At 38.9% G+C, this 18,816-nt stretch carries 17 protein-coding genes, 2 pseudogenes and 1 other annotated feature; of the genes and pseudogenes, 15 read left to right on the top strand and 4 right to left on the bottom strand.

Features of this window, described 5'->3' with window-relative positions; all coding sequences use genetic code 11:
- Nucleotides 1-81: 81 nt before the first annotated feature.
- Nucleotides 82-528: a YtoQ family protein gene (locus tag HOO54_RS16400; RefSeq protein ID WP_172297127.1), complete on the bottom strand. Its 447-nt coding sequence runs from the start codon at nucleotides 526-528 to the stop codon at nucleotides 82-84.
- A gap of 189 nt (nucleotides 529-717) precedes the next feature.
- Between HOO54_RS16400 and HOO54_RS16395 the strand changes: the two genes are divergently transcribed.
- The 13 genes and pseudogenes from HOO54_RS16395 to motS all read left to right on the top strand — a co-directional run bounded on the left by HOO54_RS16395 (nucleotide 718) and on the right by motS (nucleotide 12,693).
- A complete protein-coding gene (locus HOO54_RS16395; RefSeq protein WP_172297126.1) occupies nucleotides 718-1,038 on the top strand; it encodes a thioredoxin family protein in 321 nt (106 codons plus the stop codon).
- 21 nt (nucleotides 1,039-1,059) lie between these two features.
- Entirely contained in the window at nucleotides 1,060-1,866 is an 807-nt protein-coding gene (locus HOO54_RS16390) for a DUF1444 domain-containing protein (protein ID WP_172297125.1), read from the top strand.
- Between the two features lie 20 nt (nucleotides 1,867-1,886).
- Nucleotides 1,887-2,492: a YtpR family tRNA-binding protein gene (gene ytpR / locus HOO54_RS16385; protein ID WP_172297124.1), complete on the top strand. Its 606-nt coding sequence runs from the start codon at nucleotides 1,887-1,889 to the stop codon at nucleotides 2,490-2,492.
- Nucleotides 2,493-2,978: 486 nt separating this feature from the next.
- Nucleotides 2,979-5,015, top strand: a pseudogene (locus tag HOO54_RS16380) (DNA translocase FtsK); the annotation flags it as partial.
- Nucleotides 5,016-5,173: 158 nt separating this feature from the next.
- A complete protein-coding gene (gene murC / locus HOO54_RS16375; RefSeq protein ID WP_172297122.1) occupies nucleotides 5,174-6,472 on the top strand; it encodes a UDP-N-acetylmuramate--L-alanine ligase in 1,299 nt (432 codons plus the stop codon).
- Between the two features lie 170 nt (nucleotides 6,473-6,642).
- The gene (locus tag HOO54_RS16370; protein WP_172297121.1) at nucleotides 6,643-7,062 is read left to right on the top strand and encodes a DUF948 domain-containing protein; all 420 of its coding nucleotides are present in this window, start codon (nucleotides 6,643-6,645) and stop codon (nucleotides 7,060-7,062) included.
- Nucleotides 7,063-7,065: 3 nt separating this feature from the next.
- Nucleotides 7,066-7,422 (top strand): YtxH domain-containing protein, encoded by a 357-nt coding sequence (locus HOO54_RS16365; protein WP_172297120.1) that lies wholly within the window; start codon nucleotides 7,066-7,068, stop codon nucleotides 7,420-7,422.
- A 38-nt stretch (nucleotides 7,423-7,460) separates the two neighbouring features.
- Nucleotides 7,461-7,787 carry a bacillithiol system redox-active protein YtxJ gene (ytxJ, locus tag HOO54_RS16360; RefSeq protein WP_172297119.1) on the top strand — a complete coding sequence of 109 codons (327 nt, stop codon included), beginning with the start codon at nucleotides 7,461-7,463 and terminating at the stop codon, nucleotides 7,785-7,787.
- A 130-nt stretch (nucleotides 7,788-7,917) separates the two neighbouring features.
- The gene (locus HOO54_RS16355; RefSeq protein ID WP_172297118.1) at nucleotides 7,918-8,556 is read left to right on the top strand and encodes a hypothetical protein; all 639 of its coding nucleotides are present in this window, start codon (nucleotides 7,918-7,920) and stop codon (nucleotides 8,554-8,556) included.
- Nucleotides 8,557-8,728: 172 nt separating this feature from the next.
- Nucleotides 8,729-9,805, top strand: coding sequence for a bifunctional 3-deoxy-7-phosphoheptulonate synthase/chorismate mutase (locus tag HOO54_RS16350; RefSeq protein WP_172297117.1), 1,077 nt, complete (start codon nucleotides 8,729-8,731; stop codon nucleotides 9,803-9,805).
- A gap of 286 nt (nucleotides 9,806-10,091) precedes the next feature.
- Nucleotides 10,092-11,096, top strand: coding sequence for a catabolite control protein A (ccpA, locus tag HOO54_RS16345; protein WP_172297116.1), 1,005 nt, complete (start codon nucleotides 10,092-10,094; stop codon nucleotides 11,094-11,096).
- Nucleotides 11,097-11,182: 86 nt separating this feature from the next.
- A pseudogene (gene motP / locus HOO54_RS16340) lies at nucleotides 11,183-12,008 on the top strand (flagellar motor protein MotP).
- Nucleotides 11,992-12,693, top strand: coding sequence for a flagellar motor protein MotS (gene motS / locus HOO54_RS16335; RefSeq protein WP_172297114.1), 702 nt, complete (start codon nucleotides 11,992-11,994; stop codon nucleotides 12,691-12,693). The pseudogene motP and the gene motS overlap by 17 nt, the downstream one beginning before the upstream one ends.
- 81 nt (nucleotides 12,694-12,774) lie before the next feature.
- Here the strand turns inward: motS and HOO54_RS16330 are convergent, their stop codons facing one another.
- The 3 genes from HOO54_RS16330 to HOO54_RS16320 are packed head-to-tail and all read right to left on the bottom strand — an operon-like array spanning nucleotide 12,775 to nucleotide 15,249.
- Complete coding sequence (locus HOO54_RS16330; protein ID WP_172297113.1) at nucleotides 12,775-13,950, bottom strand: acetoin utilization protein AcuC; 1,176 nt, start codon at nucleotides 13,948-13,950, stop codon at nucleotides 12,775-12,777.
- Nucleotides 13,947-14,594 (bottom strand): acetoin utilization AcuB family protein, encoded by a 648-nt coding sequence (locus tag HOO54_RS16325; RefSeq protein WP_172297112.1) that lies wholly within the window; start codon nucleotides 14,592-14,594, stop codon nucleotides 13,947-13,949. The genes HOO54_RS16330 and HOO54_RS16325 overlap by 4 nt, the downstream gene beginning before the upstream one ends.
- 22 nt (nucleotides 14,595-14,616) lie before the next feature.
- Nucleotides 14,617-15,249, bottom strand: coding sequence for a GNAT family N-acetyltransferase (locus HOO54_RS16320; RefSeq protein ID WP_172297111.1), 633 nt, complete (start codon nucleotides 15,247-15,249; stop codon nucleotides 14,617-14,619).
- A 225-nt stretch (nucleotides 15,250-15,474) separates the two neighbouring features.
- Here HOO54_RS16320 and acsA point away from each other — a divergent pair, with 225 nt between their 5' ends.
- A complete protein-coding gene (gene acsA, locus HOO54_RS16315; RefSeq protein WP_172297110.1) occupies nucleotides 15,475-17,199 on the top strand; it encodes an acetate--CoA ligase in 1,725 nt (574 codons plus the stop codon).
- A 56-nt stretch (nucleotides 17,200-17,255) separates the two neighbouring features.
- Nucleotides 17,256-17,489: a binding site (T-box leader), on the top strand.
- A gap of 51 nt (nucleotides 17,490-17,540) precedes the next feature.
- Nucleotides 17,541-18,806 carry a tyrosine--tRNA ligase gene (gene tyrS, locus HOO54_RS16310; protein ID WP_172297108.1) on the top strand — a complete coding sequence of 422 codons (1,266 nt, stop codon included), beginning with the start codon at nucleotides 17,541-17,543 and terminating at the stop codon, nucleotides 18,804-18,806.
- Nucleotides 18,807-18,816 lie beyond the last annotated feature (10 nt).

The following is an 18,816-nucleotide window of genomic DNA, read 5'->3' as shown; positions in this document are numbered from 1 at the left end:
GCTCTTTTGGGGTCTCGCTTGGCTCGTTGTTCCCGACTGAGTCTCGCAATTTCCCCTGTTCCATGTTGATAAAGGACTTTATCAGGAAGTTTCAAATAAATATGAGAGTGATTTCATGGCCTGATTAACAGTTTCAACCGTAATATTTGCTTTGTTTGACAGTTCTTTTAGTGGATGGTGAAGAGACTTCGGGCGAATGATAATGAGTGGTTTCCCTTTTGCAATGGCAGATGAAGCATCCATGGCTGTGTTCCATTGTTTATATTTTTCACCAAACAGTGCAATCACAATATCTGCCTTGTTCATGAAAACGGAAGTTCTGAAATTGTTTATATCTGAGGCTACATGATCTTTTGCGATTGAATCAGCCTGCTTGCCTAATATTTCTTCACCGATGTTGTCAGAGCGGTCATGATCTTCCATTGGACCGACAAATTTGAAGGGTAGTTTAAGAGATTTCGCTTTTTCTTTTACTTCTTCGCGCCAGTTGGTATGTATTTCTCCCGCTAAATAAACGATAAATTCCATGAAAACTCCTCCTTTGTTTAAATAAAAACCATTAACATACTTTTACCCGTTTACTGATCATGTTAAACAAGTATGGTTTGATTTTATTTAAAAAATAGACTGTTGGCAAATATCTGGCTATACTGTTAGATGTCTGGTATGATCTGATCTGAATGAAAATGAGAACAAATTTACTGGAGGCGTTGTATCTTGAAAAAAATTGAAACTGCTGAAGAACTGGAAAAATCCATTCGTTCAGATTTATCCCTATTGATGTTTTCAGCTGATTGGTGTCCGGATTGTCGTTTTGTCGATCCTTTTTTGCCAGAGCTTGAAGCAAATTTCCCAGAATTCACATTTTACTATGTTGATCGGGATCAATTTATTGATACATGTGCTGAATGGGATATTTTCGGAATTCCAAGTTTTCTCGTTTTTAAAAACGGTAAGGAAGTGAGCCGTTTTGTCAATAAAGCTCGCAAAACAAAAGATGAAATTGAACAATTTTTAAATGACTCCTTGAAAAAGTAACGACGAAAGGAGAGTTCCTCTATGAAAATGACGCCAATGAAACTTTCCGACATTTTAAAAAGACGTCTGCAAAATGAAAGCTGGTCCTTTCATTTCGATAAAGAAAAAGACACCCTTCGGATCGAGGACAAGCTTGCTAAAAAGGGGATAACACTAGAGCTTCCCGGAATCATTGCAAAATGGGAGCAAACAAAAGATGAAGTTATTGAAGAAGTGGTCTATTATACTAAAGAAGCCCTAAAGGCGATGAAGGACCAATCACAGGAGATCAACGGGCGAGAAAACTTGATTTACCCTGTGATCCGTTCAACGTCATTTCCCCACAAATCAAGTGGTGGCACTCCACTTATCTTTGATGAGCATACCGCAGAAACGAGAATTTATTATGCGCTTGATCTAGGCAATACGTATCGGCTGCTCGATCAACATATGCTTGACCAAGAGGGCTTAACAAAGGAAAGTATAAAAGAAATGTCCTTGTTTAACCTTCGCTCCCTTCAAACGATTGTTAAAGAAGATATTGTAGCTGACAATCATTTTTACTTTTTCAGAGCGAATGATGGTTATGATGCCAGCCGGATTTTAAATGATTCGATTCTAGCAGAATATGAAGAAAAAGCGCAAGGAACGCTCACAGTCTCAATCCCTCATCAAGATGTCCTTATTATTGCGGATATCCGCAACCAAGCGGGATATGATATTCTTGGACAAATGTCGATGAGTTTTTTTGCCAATGGAACTGTACCGATAACAGCTCTTTCCTTTTTATACGAGAAAGGGAAACTTGAACCAATTTTTATCATGGCAAAAAATCACCCTAAAAAGTAAAGATAGAAAGGATTTTTTGGATGAACGTATTTTATAACCTAGAAGGAATCGGTGATACACTGTTAATTAACCTTCACGATATTTCAGCTGAAAACATTGCTTTTGAGCGCTTTGGAGATGTCGTCAAAATTTTTGATAAAGAATCAGGGGAAACAACAGGCTATAACATTTTTAACACTTCATCATATATGAAACTGTCTGAAACCGGCTCAATTCCACTGTCTGAGAGCTTTGTTCAAGATGTGAATGAAGTGTTAGCCCGAAACGGTTTGAAAGATCAGCTGACAGCCGACCTTTCTCCAAAGTTTGTCATCGGTTATGTTAAAGAAAAAGAGAAACATCCGAATGCTGACAAACTGAGTGTATGCAAAGTAGATGTAGGTGCTGAAACATTGAATATTGTTTGCGGAGCGCCAAATGTTGAAGCAGGACAAAAGGTTGTTGTTGCCAAGGTCGGGGCTGTGATGCCAAGCGGTCTTGTCATTAAAGACGCTGAACTTCGAGGAGTGCCTTCCAGTGGAATGATCTGTTCTGCAAAAGAATTAAACCTACCTGACGCACCACAGGAAAAAGGAATTCTTGTCCTTGATGATCATTATATAATAGGGGAAGCATTTCAGTTCTAAAATGTCATAAATTAAACCAAGCTTCCGAATCAATGTAAACAAAGCCACTTAAGTGAAAAAACTTAGGTGGCTTTTGATATTTAGGGACTGGATAGATTGACCTTGATCTTTTCTGGCGAGAGAAGCAATGGTATACTAAAAAACGTCCCCGAAAAATTTAAGGGAGTTAGAGAGTGATGATTGATGAGCTGGTTTAATAAATTATTCAACCTGATATTAGGTGAAGATGAAGACGACAAAGAACAGGTTAAATACATAGAAAAGCAGTATAATGTACGGCCTGTATTTCAAGAAAATGAAGAGATGCCACGAATACCAGATGCAAAAGTGGTTTATAAATATCCAAAAGGGAAATTCCGTTTTCCAATGATTCCAGACCAGAATAATAACAAAAAGAAATCAAGAGAACAGCAAACAAAGCGAAGAGTCAACAACCATTATTCGTCTCATAGAAGGCATGCTGGTTCTACAAAAAACGAGGCAGAATTTACGAAAAAGCCATTTAGACCATCAGTAATACCTTCACCTGTTTACGGCTTTCATGAACAAAAAAGAGTTGAGCCTGCTTCTCCGCCAAAACATAAAGCGGACAGTATCAGAGAGGAAATCGAAATTAGAGATCCTTCCCTGTCAGAAGAAGTGAAATCCATCAATATAACCGAACCAACGGAAATTCATCTTCCATCTTCGGAAGACAATCAAAAAAGAGTGCGATTGATTGAAGAAGACGATGACTTCGAAAAGCAGCATACAGAAGATCCAACAACTATAAAGCCATTAGCTGAAACCGAGTCGGCAACTGGTGAGACTGCAACAGACAGACAAAGTGAGAGTGATAACCACTCTCTCCTAGAGCTTGACTTACAGCAAAGCGATTTAGAAAACAAATCAGAGCAACAGGATGTCTCGGAATACGAACATGAACAAAAAGAAGTGAAACAGGATTCGGATTCACAGGTTTCTGATCAAAAAGTAAATCAGTCTACGAGTAAAATGGGTGGGTCTTCACAAAAGCAACAGAAGAGCTACTCATCTCGAGTACCTTTTAATGTGATGATGCTTTCATCTGACAAACAAAATATCAAGGCACCACAAACTTATCAATTTCCAAGTTTATCACTTCTCGATGTTCCGCCAGCTCAAAGACAGGATGACCATGCATGGATTCAGAAACAAAAAGATCTTTTGAATGAAACGCTGGAGAACTTTAATGTTAAAGCAAATGTTGTTCATGTGACATATGGTCCTTCTGTAACGAGATTTGAAGTGCATCCTGAGCCAGGAGTAAAAGTAAATAAAATTACCAATCTTTCCGATGATATTAAGCTCAGTTTATCTGCTAAAGATATTCGGATTGAGGCACCGATTCCAGGGAAAAATACAGTCGGAATCGAGGTTCCAAACTTACATAGCAAGATGGTCTATTTGCGAGAGATGATTCGAAGTCCTGAATTTAGGACGAGTCAGTCTCCATTGACATCTGCTCTTGGGCTGGATATTTCCGGGAAGCCAATCGTTCTCGATTTAAAAAAAATGCCCCATGGATTAATTGCCGGTGCTACGGGATCAGGAAAAAGCGTTTGTATTAATACGGTGTTAGTGAGCCTCTTGTATAAAGCGGCACCTTCAGAAGTAAAGCTCTTACTGATTGACCCTAAAATGGTTGAGCTTGCGCCATATAATCAAATTCCGCATTTAGTGAGTCCCGTTATTACCGATGCTAAAGCGGCAACTGCGGCTTTGAAATGGGTTGTCGAAGAAATGGAGCGGCGCTATGAATTATTTGCACATGCGAGAGTTCGTGATATTGAGCGCTTCAATGAAACAGTTCAAGATAAAAAAATGGGAGAAAAACTCCCATATCTTGTCGTTGTTATTGATGAGCTTGCCGATTTAATGATGGTTGCGCCAAATGAGGTGGAGGAAAGTATTTGTCGGATTGCACAAAAGGCAAGAGCTTGCGGCATCCATCTGCTCATTGCCACTCAGCGTCCATCTGTCGATGTCATAACCGGTTTAATTAAAGCAAATATACCGACTAGAATCGCCTTTTCTGTATCAAGTGGTGTTGATTCAAGAACAATTATTGATATGTCAGGAGCGGAAAAACTTCTAGGAAAAGGGGATATGCTCTTTTTGGAGAATGGCTCTGGAAAACCTGTTCGTCTTCAAGGTAACTTTGTTTCTGACTATGAGATTGACCGAGTCGTTTCACATGTAAAACAGCAACAAAAGCCAGTCTATTTGTTTGAACAAGAAGAGTTAATTAGACAAAATCCAGCTGGTCTTGAGCAGGACGAGTTGTTTCCAGAAGCCTTAACATTTGCTGTTGAGCAAAATAGTACTAGTACATCTAGTCTGCAGCGAAGATTCCGTATCGGCTATAACAGAGCGGCCAGATTGATCGATATGATGGAAGAAAAAGGATTCATATCAGAAGCAAAAGGAAGTAAGCCGAGAGAAGTCTTAATTTCAAGGACGGAATTGGAACACATGATAGAAAGTGGTTCATTTTTTAGCTAAACGTGGTATGATAGCTGATGGGTGTATTTTTCACCCATCATAGACTGGGCCTTTAAACGATACTTATTTAACTAAAAAATACAACATAACAAGAGGTTGCAAATTGACATAAGCGTCATATACTGGAAAGTAGATAGACGTTTGTTGGAGGTACAATTATGACTGTTTATCATTTTGTCGGCATAAAGGGGACAGGTATGAGCCCACTTGCCCAAATTCTTCACGATAATGGATTTACTGTCCAAGGATCGGATATCGAAAAATACATTTTTACTCAAAATGCTCTAGAAGATAGGGATATTCCTGTTTATTCCTTTAATCCCGAAAATATTAAACCCGGAATGACTGTAATTGCAGGAAACGCGTTCGATGATTCCCATCCGGAAATAGCAAAAGCCTATGCTGAAGGTATTCCTGTCATTCGCTATCATAAATTTCTGGGCGACTACTTGAAGAAGTTCACCAGTGTTGCTGTAACTGGAGCCCATGGAAAGACTTCGACGACAGGGCTTTTATCACATGTGATTCAAAAAGCGAAGCCAACATCTTACTTAATTGGGGATGGTACAGGTAAAGGCAGTGAAAACAGTGAATATTTTGTACTGGAAGCCTGTGAATACCGTCGACATTTTCTGAGCTATCAGCCGGATTATGCGATTATGACAAATATCGATTTTGACCATCCCGATTATTTCGCTAACATTGATGATGTGTTTGATGCATTTCAAACGATGGCTTTACAGGTCAATAAAGGAATTATTGCCTGTGGTGATGATGAGTACCTTATGAAAATTCATGCAAATGTTCCAGTTGTTTATTATGGCTTTGCTGATGAAAACGATTTTCAGGCGAGAAATGTGATCAAAAATACGGAAGGTACAACATTTGATGTTTTTGTCAGAAATACATTTTATGACACCTTCTATATTCCGGCTTATGGAAGCCATAATGTGCTTAATTCTTTGGCTGTAATTGCTCTTTGTCATTATGAACAAGTAGATGTTGACATTATAAAAGAAGGCCTTCAAACTTTTAACGGTGTCAAGCGAAGGTTTAACGAAAAAGTGGTGGGTGATCAAGTTTTAATTGATGATTATGCGCACCATCCAACTGAAATCATGGTGACGATTGAAGCGGCAAGACAAAAATATCCTGAAAGGGACATTGTTGCAGTATTTCAGCCACATACATTTACTCGAACACAGTCTTTTTTGAATGAATTTGCAGAAAGCTTAAAAAAAGCTGATTATGTTTATCTTTGTGATATATTTGGATCAGCTCGTGAACATGCAGGCAAGCTAACAATCTCTGACCTTCAAGAAAAAATCGGGGATGCTGGACTGATCGATGAACAAGATATAACCGTATTAAAAGAGCATCAAAATAGTGTGCTGATCTTTATGGGTGCAGGAGACATTCAGAAGTATTTAAAGGCATATGAAAATGCATTAGTATAACAATGACAGAAGGCAGTGTGAGACAATCCGCTGCTTTTTTGTACATATTAAGCTGATCAGCTAAAGGGATTTTGCTATACTGTATAGAAAAAAAGATGATAAAAAGTTTACATTTTGGTTAGTTGGGTATTACATCACTGTAAAGCCCAAGAATAAGGAGGATGTAGAAGATGATGATTCTTTATTTAAGCGTTGCACTTATCGCTGTCGCTTTTTTTATCTTAGTAATCTACATATCAAAAACATTAAACACGGTACAAACTACACTGAAACATGTTGCTTCGACCTTGGAGGGGCTTGAAGGACAAATGAAGGGCATTACAACTGAAACAACAGAGCTTTTACATAAGACAAATCGTCTTGCAGAAGATATTCAAGATAAATCTTTAAAATTGAACACAGTTGTCGATGCCGTTCAGGACGTGGGAACTTCGATTAGACAGTTTAACACTTCAATACAACAGGTATCTCATACTGTGACTTCGGTAGCTGAAGACAATCGCGAAAAAATTTCTCAAATTGTTAGTTGGAGCAATGCTGCTATAGAGATTTGGAATAAATGGAAACAAAAAAGAATGAAGGAGGAATAAAACATGAGTAAAGAAGGAATGAATTCTAAAGATTTTTTTATTGGCACAGTGATTGGTGGAGTTGTTGGGGCTTTGACAGCTTTATTACTAGCACCGAAATCAGGAAAAGAGCTACGACATGACCTCAGCAATCAAACTGCTGTTATCAAAGATAAAACTGATAAGCTGACAAATCAAGCAAAAGAAAAAAGTTCTGAGTATATCAGCCTTGCAAAAGATAAAACATCTTCTATTTCACAGCTTGTTGCTGATCAATCCACACAACTTATGAATAAAGTGAAAGATTTGAAAAATCAGGGAACAAAAATGGCTGGAGAAGCTAGTGAATATATTGAGGAACCGAAAGAGAACAATAACTAAACAGGGTTCCATAAGTTTGAGAATGAAAGGGGATCACCATGCCAAAGCAACTTATTCAAACAGAAGCTGAATTTAAATCTGTTGAAGGAGATCATGAATCGTTTGTTTTCTTTAAGCATAGCCTAACTTGCCCTATTAGTCGGCGAGCATTCGAAGAGTTTGAAAAATTTTGCAACAAACATCAAGATGTACCTGCTTTTTATTTAAAGGTACAGGAAAGCCGTTCATTATCAAATTACATTGCTGAGCATTACGCTATTAAACATGAAAGTCCTCAAGCGCTTATTTTCAAAAATGGTGAAGTGAAGTGGCATGCTTCTCATTCACAAATTACCGCAGACTCACTAGCAGAAAACAGCAAATAAACGAAGTACTAAAAGGCCAAATTTATTTTGGTCTTTTTTTTGTTTTCCTCTAGGAAAAGACAATTTTCCGAAAGTACATCGATTGAGCTACCATGCTATTATATAATGAAAAACAGGGGGTGAATGATAAATGACTAACGATTTAAAAGAAATGCTCCGCTCTATATTAGAGGAACAAGTAAACTCCGTCAATCTGCACCTTTATAAGATGGACGGTCGCTTTGATGGTTTAGACAAGCGTCTTGAAGGAATGGACGGTCGTTTTGATGGTCTAGACGATCGTATTGAAGAAATAGACGGTCGTTTTGAAGTGATGGATGGTCGCTTTGATGGTTTAGACGATCGTCTTGAAGGAATGGATGGTCGTTTTGATAATCTAGACAAGCGTCTTGAAGGAATGGATGGTCGTTTTGACGGTTTAGACAAGCGTCTTGAAGAAATAGACGGTCGTTTTGAAGTGATGGACGGTCGTTTTGATGGTTTAGACGATCGTCTTGAAGTGATGGACGGTCGTTTTGATGAAATAGATAAGCGCTTTGACGGGATAAACCATCGTCTTAATGGGATGGATCAGCGTCTTGATTGTATAGAAAACGACGTAACAGAGCTGAAAAAAGGTCAAGAAAGACTTCAAAAAAATATTATTGCGAGTATAGGGAAATTCATGGAGGAGACCATAGGATATATTGATGATAAGAGTGATACTTTGAATCAACGAATCTACACAGCAGAAACAGAAATACAACGATTAAAAAAACAGTCAAGTTAGAAAAACAAAACAAATAAAACATGAACAAAAACAGAAAAATTGCATATAATACTTTAACACTTAAAAGCGTTTAGGTAATAAAGATTTTTTTCGTGACATTTTTGCAAACTTTGTTTATAATTAACCCTAATTAATTGAATCATTCTTGAAGCTAAGAGAAAGGATGGAGAGTATGAGCAACACTGAACTGGATTTGCTAAGGCAGCAGACAAATGACCTGAATTTACAGATTTTAAAGTTAATTAACGAACGCGGCAGAATTGTCCAAGAAATTGGAAAAACAAAAGAAGCACAGGGAATTAATCGCTACGACCCTGTAAGAGAAAGAGCGATGTTGGACAGTATCATTGAACATAATGACGGACCGTTTGAAGATTCTACAATACAGCATATTTTTAAAGAGATATTTAAAGCGGGTCTGGAGCTTCAAGAAGATGATCATAGTAAGGCACTTCTCGTCTCGCGTAAGAAAAAGCCTGAAAACACGATTGTCAATCTAAAAGGTGAAACAATTGGAGATGGTGAACAAAGGTTTATCATCGGTCCATGTGCAGTAGAAAGCTATGAGCAGGTTGCTGAAGTTGCTGCTGCCGCTAAAAAACAAGGTTTAAAACTGCTTCGCGGCGGAGCCTTCAAGCCCCGTACAAGCCCATACGATTTTCAGGGACTTGGTGTTGAAGGATTAAAGATACTAAAACGTGTCGCCGACGAATATGATCTGGCTGTAATCAGTGAGATTGTCAATCCGGAACATATTGAACAAGCGATTAACTATATAGATGTTATTCAAATTGGCGCTCGCAACATGCAAAACTTTGAGCTGTTAAAAGCAGCGGGCTGTGTCAAAAAACCTGTTCTCTTAAAGCGCGGACTTGCTGCAACATTAAAGGAATTTATTAATGCAGCAGAATACATCATTTCACAAGGGAATGATCAAATTATTCTTTGTGAACGCGGTATCAGAACATATGAGACGGCGACGAGAAACACGCTTGATATTTCAGCCGTTCCAATTTTGAAACAAGAAACACATCTTCCGGTTTTCGTCGATGTCACCCATTCAACAGGACGTCGTGATCTCTTATTGCCGGCAGCAAAAGCAGCCCTTGCGATCGGGGCTGATGGTGTGATGGCAGAGGTTCATCCTGATCCATCAGTTGCTTTGTCTGACTCCGCTCAGCAAATGGATATCCCGACATTTGAAAAATGGTTAAATGAGCTTAAGCCGCTTGTTCAGCTAAAAGCATAATCCATCCATTTAGACCGCTTTTTAGAAGCGGTCTTTTTACATAATATTTGCCCAAGAAACTCATGATTTTTATTGTTGTTATTGAAATTGACAGCGGGGAACGTTTTCATATTGGACAAAACCGTGTATAATTTCAAAGAGGCCCTTTTGCTTTGAATAATGAAAATTAATGTAAACTTGTGATCTGTTTGTTTGATATAAAATCTTTACATGATTATATGTCTCAACAAAAAATGTTCATGTGTAGAAAAAGGAAAGTGTACCTAGTCTAAGGAGTGGTTAAAAAATGAGTAATGTTACAATATATGATGTTGCACGTGAAGCAAATGTCAGTATGGCAACCGTTTCTCGGGTTGTCAATGGAAATCCAAATGTAAAGCCAACGACAAGGAAAAAGGTGCTTGAAGCGATCGATCGTTTAGGATATCGACCAAACGCCGTTGCCAGGGGCTTGGCTAGCAAAAAAACGACAACGGTTGGTGTGATTATACCCGATATTTCAAGTATTTTTTATTCAGAGTTGGCAAGAGGTATAGAGGATATTGCTACAATGTACAAATACAATATTATTCTTAGCAACTCTGATCAAAATATGGATAAAGAGCTTCATCTACTTAATACGATGCTTGGAAAGCAGGTTGATGGAATCGTCTTCATGAGCGGTAATGTAACGGAAGAACATGTTGAAGAATTTAAACGCTCACCTGTTCCAATTGTACTTGCGGCATCTGTTGAAGAAAAAGGAGAAACACCATCTGTTGCAATTGATTATGAGCAGGCAATTTATGATGCGGTAATCAAGCTAATTGAAAAAGGTCATAAGCGATTAGCATTTGTATCAGGGCCGCTGATTGAACCGATTAATAAAGTAAAGAAACTTCAAGGATTTAAAAAAGCACTTAAGGATAAAGGTCTTGAATTTAAAGAAGAGTATGTTGTTGAAGGTGACTATACGTATGATTCTGGTATGGAAGCACTGACTGAGCTCATCAAGCTAGATGAAAAGCCGACTGCTGTCCTTTCAGCAACAGATGAAATGGCACTTGGCATTATTCATGCAGCGCAGGATAAAGCTCTTTCAATACCGGATGATCTTGAAGTGATCGGTTTTGACAATACAAGACTTTCTTTAATGGTTCGTCCGCAATTGACAACAGTTGTTCAGCCGACCTATGATATCGGTGCTGTGGCAATGAGACTTTTGACAAAACTGATGAATAAGGAGCAAGTAGAAGAGCATATTGTTCAGCTCCCACATCGACTTGAAGTCAGACAATCTGCAATATTGTAAACAAGAAGAATAATGAGAAAGAAAGCAAGTTTTCACGTTTTGTGAAATGTCTTGCTTTTTTTTCCTTAGTGGAGAGAATATAGAAGATGAAACGATTTGATTATCTTACACCGGTTGGTTTTATTTTAGGTATGTTTATATTAGTAATCGGCATCATTTCAGGTGCTGGTCTTACCGGATTTTATTCATTTGTTGATTTAACATCCTTTTTTATTGTGACAGGAGGATTGTGTGCTGCTGTTTTTGTCAGCTTCTCACCAAAAGAACTAAAAAGAACACCAGCTGTATTAAAGCAAGTTTTTATTTCAGAAGATGATGATATAAAGGATTTGGTCAAAACATTTATCAGCCTTTCTGAGCAGGCACGCAAACAAGGGATTTTATCATTAGAAACTAACTTAAACGAAATGAATAATCCCTTCTTAAAAAAAGGCTTGCTTCTTGCTGTTGACGGCTGGGATGAAGAGACGATTCGTAATGTGATGAACTCGGAAATTGCAGCGATGGAAGAAAGGCATAGAAAAGGTCGAAGAATTTTTGAAAAAGCGGGAGAGTTTGCTCCTGCATGGGGAATGATCGGAACCCTTGTCGGGCTTGTGATGATGCTTAAAAATTTAAATACGCCCGAAACCCTTGGTCCAAACATGGCGATTGCTCTTTTGACAACGCTCTATGGCTCTCTTTTATCCAATATGTTGTTTATTCCAATAGCTGCAAAGCTTGAAGAAAAGACAGAAAATGAAATCTTTAAAAAACAGGTGATGATAGAAGGGATAATCGGTATTCAATCAGGAAGAAACCCACGTAATTTGGAAAGTCAGCTAGTTGTATTCGGCTCGAAAGAAGAATGGCAAAAAAATCAGGTGGGGCCTGTAAAACATAAGGAGTTTGGTGCATGAAGCTCAGACATGAAAGAAGAAAACGTGAATCCGGTCGAAAATCTTCAAGCTGGATTTTTACATTTTCAGATTTGATTACCCTGATCCTTGTGTTTTTTATTTTACTATTTTCAATGTCGCAAATTGACCTCAAAAAATTTAAAGCAGCAGTCGGCTCTTTTCAGGAAAGGGCAGACGGAAAGTCTGTAGTCAACGAAAAACAATTAAATGATAAACAAAAAATAAAAAAAGCTGTTCAACATGAAGAAGATTTATTAAAGAAAATCAATAACTATATTGAAAAAAACCAACTTTCAGGTCTCATTATCGCTAAACGAGATGAACGGGGTGTTATTCTCGTCCTTCAGGAAGCCGTCCTTTTTGATTCAGGGAAGGCGGATATTAAAAAACAGGCCTATCAGCTGTTGCATAAAATCTCGGTTCTGTTAAAAACAGTACCAAACCCAATTAATGTTGAGGGACATACAGACAGCCGCCCAATTTCGACCTACCGATTTCCTTCCAACTGGGAGCTTTCTTCCGCAAGGGCGAGCACTGTGATTCAATATTTTACAGCAAAAGAAAAAATGAATTCCTCGCGGTTTGTGGCAGTCGGATATGCAGATACAAAACCGGTTAAGGATAATCGAACTGAAAGCCATATGAAAGAAAATAGGCGTGTTGAAATTGTCATTGGCAAAGTGGATAAAACAAAGTAAAGGGCTGACCAATCAGTCGAATGTGACGATTGGACACCCTTTTTACATTTAACAAACGCTGATATATCAATCATACAATTTTTATTTAATCTGGGATTGCATTCGGCTGAAGCTTGTTCGTATCGGAAAAAGTGTTTTTGAAACTGTTTGGGCATTTTTTTCAGTAATCTCATTTCTTCTTGGAATTGGAGGGTATAAGTTTTCAGGATCACACCAAGTAGTCGGAAGTGGTACAGAAGCTTGTTTTTCCCATCTATTCAGCCATTTTTTCGGCAAATGCCCTTTCGCATCGATCCCTTTCATTTCTAACCAAATTCTTGCCCATGCTCGCGGGACGACTCTCCAAATATCATAACCGCCGCCGCCTACAGCAATCCATCTCCCACTGCAATATTTGTGTGCGATTTCATGGGCAAGTTTTGGAATGTAGTCATAAATTGTCATTGTTGTACATAAGTGTGTCAGGGGGTCGTAAAAATGTGCATCAGCTCCATTTTGCGTTAAAATGACATCAGGTTTAAAAAATTCAGCGATTTCGGTGACGGCTGTATGGTAGGATTCAATAAATGATTGGTCTTCGGTGAATGCGTCAAGCGGGAAATTAAAGGCGTACCCATAGCCTTTTCCATGACCTCTTTCCTGAACTTGCCCTGTGCCTGGGAAGAGATAACGTCCTGTTTCATGAAGTGAAACTGTGCAGACGGATGGGTCATCATAAAATGTAAATTGGACACCATCTCCATGATGGGCGTCTGTATCAATGTAAAGGATTTTAGCTTGATAGTTTTTCTGCAAATAACGGATAACCACAGAACTGTCATTATATACGCAAAAGCCTGAAGCTCTCCCTCGGAATCCGTGATGAAGCCCACCTCCAAGATTAAGAGCGTGTTTTGCTTTGCCTGTCATAACATAATCAGCAGCTGTCAGTGTCCCACCTACTAAAAGTGCTGCTGCTTCATGCATACCGGCAAAAACAGGTGTATCCTCCGTGCCTAGCCCATAGTTTTCACTTTCTGCTGCTGCTAGTTTACCTGCCCCAGCTTGTTGAACGGCTCGAATATAATCATCGGTGTGAACAAGCTGGAGCTCAGATTCAGTTGCCATACGCGGCGCGATGATCTCTTCTTGCTCCAATGCATTTATTGAGTTGAGAAGGTCATATGTGATATAAACTCTCAACTGATTAAATGGATGGTCTTGATGAAATTGATAGGTTTGATATGAAGGAGAAAAAATAAACACGCTGTCCTTCATAGCAGTATATCCCTTTGTTCTGCCGGCCAAAGGACTTGATAGCCTTTTGACTTTATGTCTTTGATACATGAGGTGGGATTCATCGTTTGTACACGAAAAACAAGAATTTTTGATTTTTCTTCATCACTGGGATAAACAAGTACACTTAAAATACCGATGTGTCGTTTGCTGAAAATCGAACTGATCTCAGCAAGGCTTTGTGTAATATCATCTGTTTTAATTTCAATTTGTGAACCTGGAAAATGGGCACCAGTTAATTGGACAAAAGTATCAAGTAAATCCGATTTTGTCACAATGCCTACAAGTTTATTATTTTTTACAATTGGTAAACAGCCGATTTCATATTCAAAAAAAACAACAGATATTTCTTCGGCAAAATCAAGTGGATGTCCTGTGATCACTTCTTTAGACATAATCAGTTCGACCGGCTTTTGTAAAGATTCGGGAGAGTTATGTTGAGACAGTATACTCGGACTGGCTATTTTCACATCCCGATCTGTTACAACCCCTATGACTGTTCCCCGTTCATTAACAACCGGCAGATGTTTAATATGGAATGATCTCATCCGTTTGATCGCTTCTTCGATTGTATCTGTTCTTGAAAGCGTCACAACATCCTTTTTCATGATTTTTTCAACAATCATATTCAGATCCCCTTTGCTCCCTTTAATACATAAAGCGGTTGTGGAATCGAATTCGGTCAAAACGTTCAATCGATTCCTGGTTGACCTCTTTTCCAATTCGAACCATTAAACAGTTAGCAGGATGAGAACTGATTTCCGGATCATCTGTAGCAAACCAGATAAGACCTCCGGCATTCATCATCTTCTCCATCATCTTTCTATATTCCCATACATCCTTATTCGTTTCTTTTAAATCCCAATGCCAGTAATATTCAGTCGTAATAATAATATACTTTTCCATTTGTTTATCCATCATGCTAACTTCTAAAAGCGTCTTTCCAACAGAGCGACCTCTAAATTCAGGTATTACTTCAATGGCACCAAGTTCAATTAAGTTTTCCATGTTTCCCTCGGACCATCTTTCAAGCGGATCTGGATAAACATAAGTAACATATCCGACAATGGTGTGATGGAAACGAGCAATAATAATCCGTCCTTCAGGCAATCCAGCAATTTCAATTAATGCTTCATGCTGTTTTTGCGAGGGGCGAAAGGCGGTAAGCTTGGCATGAAATTCGTAGTTTGCCAGCTTATCAGGTGTGATTGGACCTTCGATTAGCAAGGCACCTTTCTCAGAGTGCAATTTTTTGGAATGATAAGTTTTGTGATGCTCCACATATACACCGCCTTACTTCTTAGTTGAAACAAAATGCCACGAAAACGCTCGGAGTCGATCGTTTTCGAGCAAAGTTTCTTATCTATTTTCTAATAACGATAAAGTCTTATATACATAACATAACAAAATATGAAGCGTTTTCAAAGTAAAGGAGACTATTTTTTAAAAATTGAGAAAATAAAAGATCTGTACTATAATATATTTTGAGGATCGAAACAAAGGGGGATGGGACTAACAATGAAAGCGTTATCAGTTGTGGAAGGGGACTATAATTTAACTGATTATGATGAAGCATATCGGACTTTTGACTGGAAAGCTGTTGAAAAAAACTTTTCGTGGCACAAAACTGGAAAAATAAACACAGCTTATGAAACGATTGATCGTCACGCTGAATCACATCTCAAAAATAAAGTTGCATTATATTACAAAGATCAAACCCGTGAAGAAAAATACACCTTCAGAGAAATGAAAAACGAAACAAATAAAGCTGGGAATGTATTAAGAGAGCACGCGGATGTCAAAAAAGGGGATCGTGTGTTTGTTTTTATGCCGAGGTCACCTGAGCTGTATTTTGTGATGTTAGGTGCTATCAAACTGGGAGCGATTGTTGGGCCGTTATTTGAAGCCTTTATGGAGGGGGCAGTCAAAGACAGACTTTTAAATAGTCAGGCCAAAGTGATTGTGACAACTCCGGAGTTGCTTAACCGGGTTCCTGTACAGGACCTTCCAGATCTTCAATCGGTTGTCGTTGTCGGAGAGGGAGTAAAAGAAGAAGGACCTGTCATTGATTATTTTTCTAAAGCAAAAGAAGCAAGCACTGATCTTAGATTAGAGTGGATGGATCAGGAAGATGGGATGTTGCTTCACTACACATCAGGTTCAACCGGTACACCGAAAGGGGTTCTCCATGTTCACCAAGGGATGATTCAGCATGATCAGACAGGCAAATGGGTGCTTGATCTTAAAGAAGACGATATCTATTGGTGCACAGCTGATCCTGGCTGGGTGACCGGAACCATTTACGGGATTTTCAGCCCTTGGTTGAATGGTGCTACAAATGTTGTGGTAGGTGGCAGATTCAGTCCAGAAAAGTGGTATGAGACAATTGAACACTTGGAAGTAACTGTTTGGTACAGTGCGCCGACGGCTTTCCGTATGTTGATGGGAGCTGGAGACGAATTGGTAAAGCAATATGATTTAAGTTCTTTAAGACATGTATTAAGTGTCGGAGAACCTTTAAACCCGGAAGTCATTAGATGGGGACATAAAGTGTTCCATAATCGGATTCATGATACATGGTGGATGACTGAGACAGGAGCACAGATGATTTGCAACTATCCTTCACTAGAAATTAAGCCAGGTTCAATGGGAAAACCGTTCCCTGGAATAGAAGCTGCCATTGTTGATCATCAAGGAAATGAGTTGCCGCCATACAGAATGGGCAATCTTGCTATTAGAAAAGGCTGGCCGGCGATGATGCGCTCGATTTGGAATAATCCCGGAAAATACAGCTCATATTTTATGCCTGAGGGTTGGTATGTGTCTGGTGATTCTGCGTATATGGATGAAGACGGCTACTTTTGGTTTCAAGGACGGATTGATGATGTGATCATGACATCAGGTGAACGTGTCGGTCCATTTGAAGTGGAAAGCAAGCTTGTTGAGCATCAGGCCGTTGCTGAAGCAGGTGTTATTGGTAAACCGGATCCTGTTCGCGGAGAAATTATTAAAGCATTTATTGCACTAAGAGAAGGATATGAACCATCAGATCAATTAAAAGAGGAAATTAGGCAGTTTGTTAAAAAAGGTTTGGCTGCCCATGCTGCTCCACGGGAAATTGAGTTTAGGGATAAGCTTCCAAAGACAAGAAGCGGAAAAATTATGAGACGTGTGCTGAAAGCATGGGAGTTGAATCTTCCAACTGGGGATCTCTCAACGATGGAAGATTAAACAGCGTCCATTGACATAGTAAGAAGTTTATGTTAAAAAAGAGTGTAATCAAATAATAAAAGGTGAAGATTGAGACGAGTAGAATGATCCTTCCCTGTCATAGAGAGCTGATGGTCGGTGTAAATCAGTACAAAAGGATAGTTTGAATTACAACTCATGAACCGCTTTTACAAGAAAGTTTTTGACTTTTGCAGTAAAAGAACGGAGTGTTCCGTTATCAATTAAAGTGAAAAGAATGCGGTCTGCGTTCTTTTAAGCAGGGTGGTACCGCGATTTGCATCGTCCCTTCGTTTTGAACGAAGGGGCTTTTTTATTTTTTTAAGAAAAAGGAGCCAAAGATTATGACAAATTTATTTGATGACCTTATGTTTCGGGGACTGATTCATCAACAAACTGATGAAGAAGGTTTAAAAGAACTATTGGAAAAAGAAAAAATCAGCTTATACTCAGGATTTGATCCGACAGCTGATAGCCTTCATATTGGGCATTTATTGCCAATTTTAGTACTTCGCCGCTTTCAGCTAGCTGGACATCGTCCGATTGCACTTGTCGGCGGAGCAACAGGCTTGATCGGTGATCCGAGCGGAAAAAAAGCAGAACGGACGCTTAACAACCAAGATATCGTTGAGGAATGGTCAGAGAAGATTAAACATCAGCTTTCCCGTTTTCTGGATTTTGAAAGGAACGAGAACGCTGCAGTAATGGCGAATAATTATGATTGGATCGGGCAAATGAATGTCATTGAGTTTTTGCGCGATATTGGTAAAAACTTTGGGATCAATTACATGTTAGCTAAAGATACAGTTAGCTCCAGAATTGAAACAGGGATCTCATACACGGAATTCAGCTATATGATTCTTCAATCATTGGATTTCTTAAATTTATATAAAAACAACCAATGCAGACTTCAAATTGGTGGCAGTGACCAATGGGGAAATATTACATCAGGTCTTGAATTGATCCGTAAATCTGAAGAAAATGCCAAAGCCTTCGGTCTGACGATCCCGCTTGTTACAAAAGCAGATGGTACGAAATTTGGTAAAACAGAAGGCGGTGCAGTATGGCTTGATAAGGAGAAAACATCTGCATACGAGTTCTACCAGTTCTGGATTAACACAGATGACAGAGATATCGTAAAATATTTAAAATACTTCACCTTTTTATCTAAACAAGAAATTGAAGAGTTGGCAGAAAAGACGGAGACCGCTCCAGAAAAACGTGAAGCGCAAAAACGTCTTGCCGAAGAAATGACGTGTCTTGTTCATGGTCCTGAAGCTTATGAACAGGCTGTTAATATCTCAAGAGCGCTCTTCAGCGGAGATATTAAACAGTTAACAGCTGAAGAAGTGAAAGTCGGCTTTAAAGGGGTGCCTTCTCTTGAACTCGAACAGACAGCAGAACTTTCTCTTGTTGATGTACTTGTCCAAACCAAGCTGTCACCATCCAAACGTCAGGCACGTGAAGACATCACCAATGGTGCTGTCTACATTAACGGTGAACGCCGTACGGATATTAGCGCTATTCTCAGCAGTGAAGACCGCATTGAAGGACAATTTACTGTGCTTCGCCGCGGGAAAAAGAAATATTTCTTGTTGACGTATAAGTAATTTTAATTCC

The organism is Bacillus sp. WMMC1349, from assembly GCF_013155385.1.
Classification (GTDB): domain Bacteria; phylum Bacillota; class Bacilli; order Bacillales; family Bacillaceae; genus Bacillus.
Note: the sequence above shows the minus strand (reverse complement) of the source record. Positions and strands in the feature narration are given on the sequence as shown.

Bases quoted from the DNA above. Each gene is read 5' to 3' on its own strand.
- HOO54_RS16400 (WP_172297127.1), bottom strand. From the start codon at position 528: ATGGAATTTATCGTTTATTTAGCGGGAGAAATACATACCAACTGGCGC.
- HOO54_RS16390 (WP_172297125.1), top strand. From the start codon at position 1,060: ATGAAAATGACGCCAATGAAACTTTCCGACATTTTAAAAAGACGTCTG.
- ytpR (WP_172297124.1), top strand. From the start codon at position 1,887: ATGAACGTATTTTATAACCTAGAAGGAATCGGTGATACACTGTTAATT.
- murC (WP_172297122.1), top strand. From the start codon at position 5,174: ATGACTGTTTATCATTTTGTCGGCATAAAGGGGACAGGTATGAGCCCA.
- HOO54_RS16370 (WP_172297121.1), top strand. From the start codon at position 6,643: ATGATGATTCTTTATTTAAGCGTTGCACTTATCGCTGTCGCTTTTTTT.
- HOO54_RS16365 (WP_172297120.1), top strand. From the start codon at position 7,066: ATGAGTAAAGAAGGAATGAATTCTAAAGATTTTTTTATTGGCACAGTG.
- ytxJ (WP_172297119.1), top strand. From the start codon at position 7,461: ATGCCAAAGCAACTTATTCAAACAGAAGCTGAATTTAAATCTGTTGAA.
- HOO54_RS16355 (WP_172297118.1), top strand. From the start codon at position 7,918: ATGACTAACGATTTAAAAGAAATGCTCCGCTCTATATTAGAGGAACAA.
- HOO54_RS16350 (WP_172297117.1), top strand. From the start codon at position 8,729: ATGAGCAACACTGAACTGGATTTGCTAAGGCAGCAGACAAATGACCTG.
- ccpA (WP_172297116.1), top strand. From the start codon at position 10,092: ATGAGTAATGTTACAATATATGATGTTGCACGTGAAGCAAATGTCAGT.
- motS (WP_172297114.1), top strand. From the start codon at position 11,992: ATGAAGCTCAGACATGAAAGAAGAAAACGTGAATCCGGTCGAAAATCT.
- HOO54_RS16330 (WP_172297113.1), bottom strand. From the start codon at position 13,950: ATGAAGGACAGCGTGTTTATTTTTTCTCCTTCATATCAAACCTATCAA.
- HOO54_RS16325 (WP_172297112.1), bottom strand. From the start codon at position 14,594: ATGATTGTTGAAAAAATCATGAAAAAGGATGTTGTGACGCTTTCAAGA.
- acsA (WP_172297110.1), top strand. From the start codon at position 15,475: ATGGGACTAACAATGAAAGCGTTATCAGTTGTGGAAGGGGACTATAAT.
- tyrS (WP_172297108.1), top strand. From the start codon at position 17,541: ATGACAAATTTATTTGATGACCTTATGTTTCGGGGACTGATTCATCAA.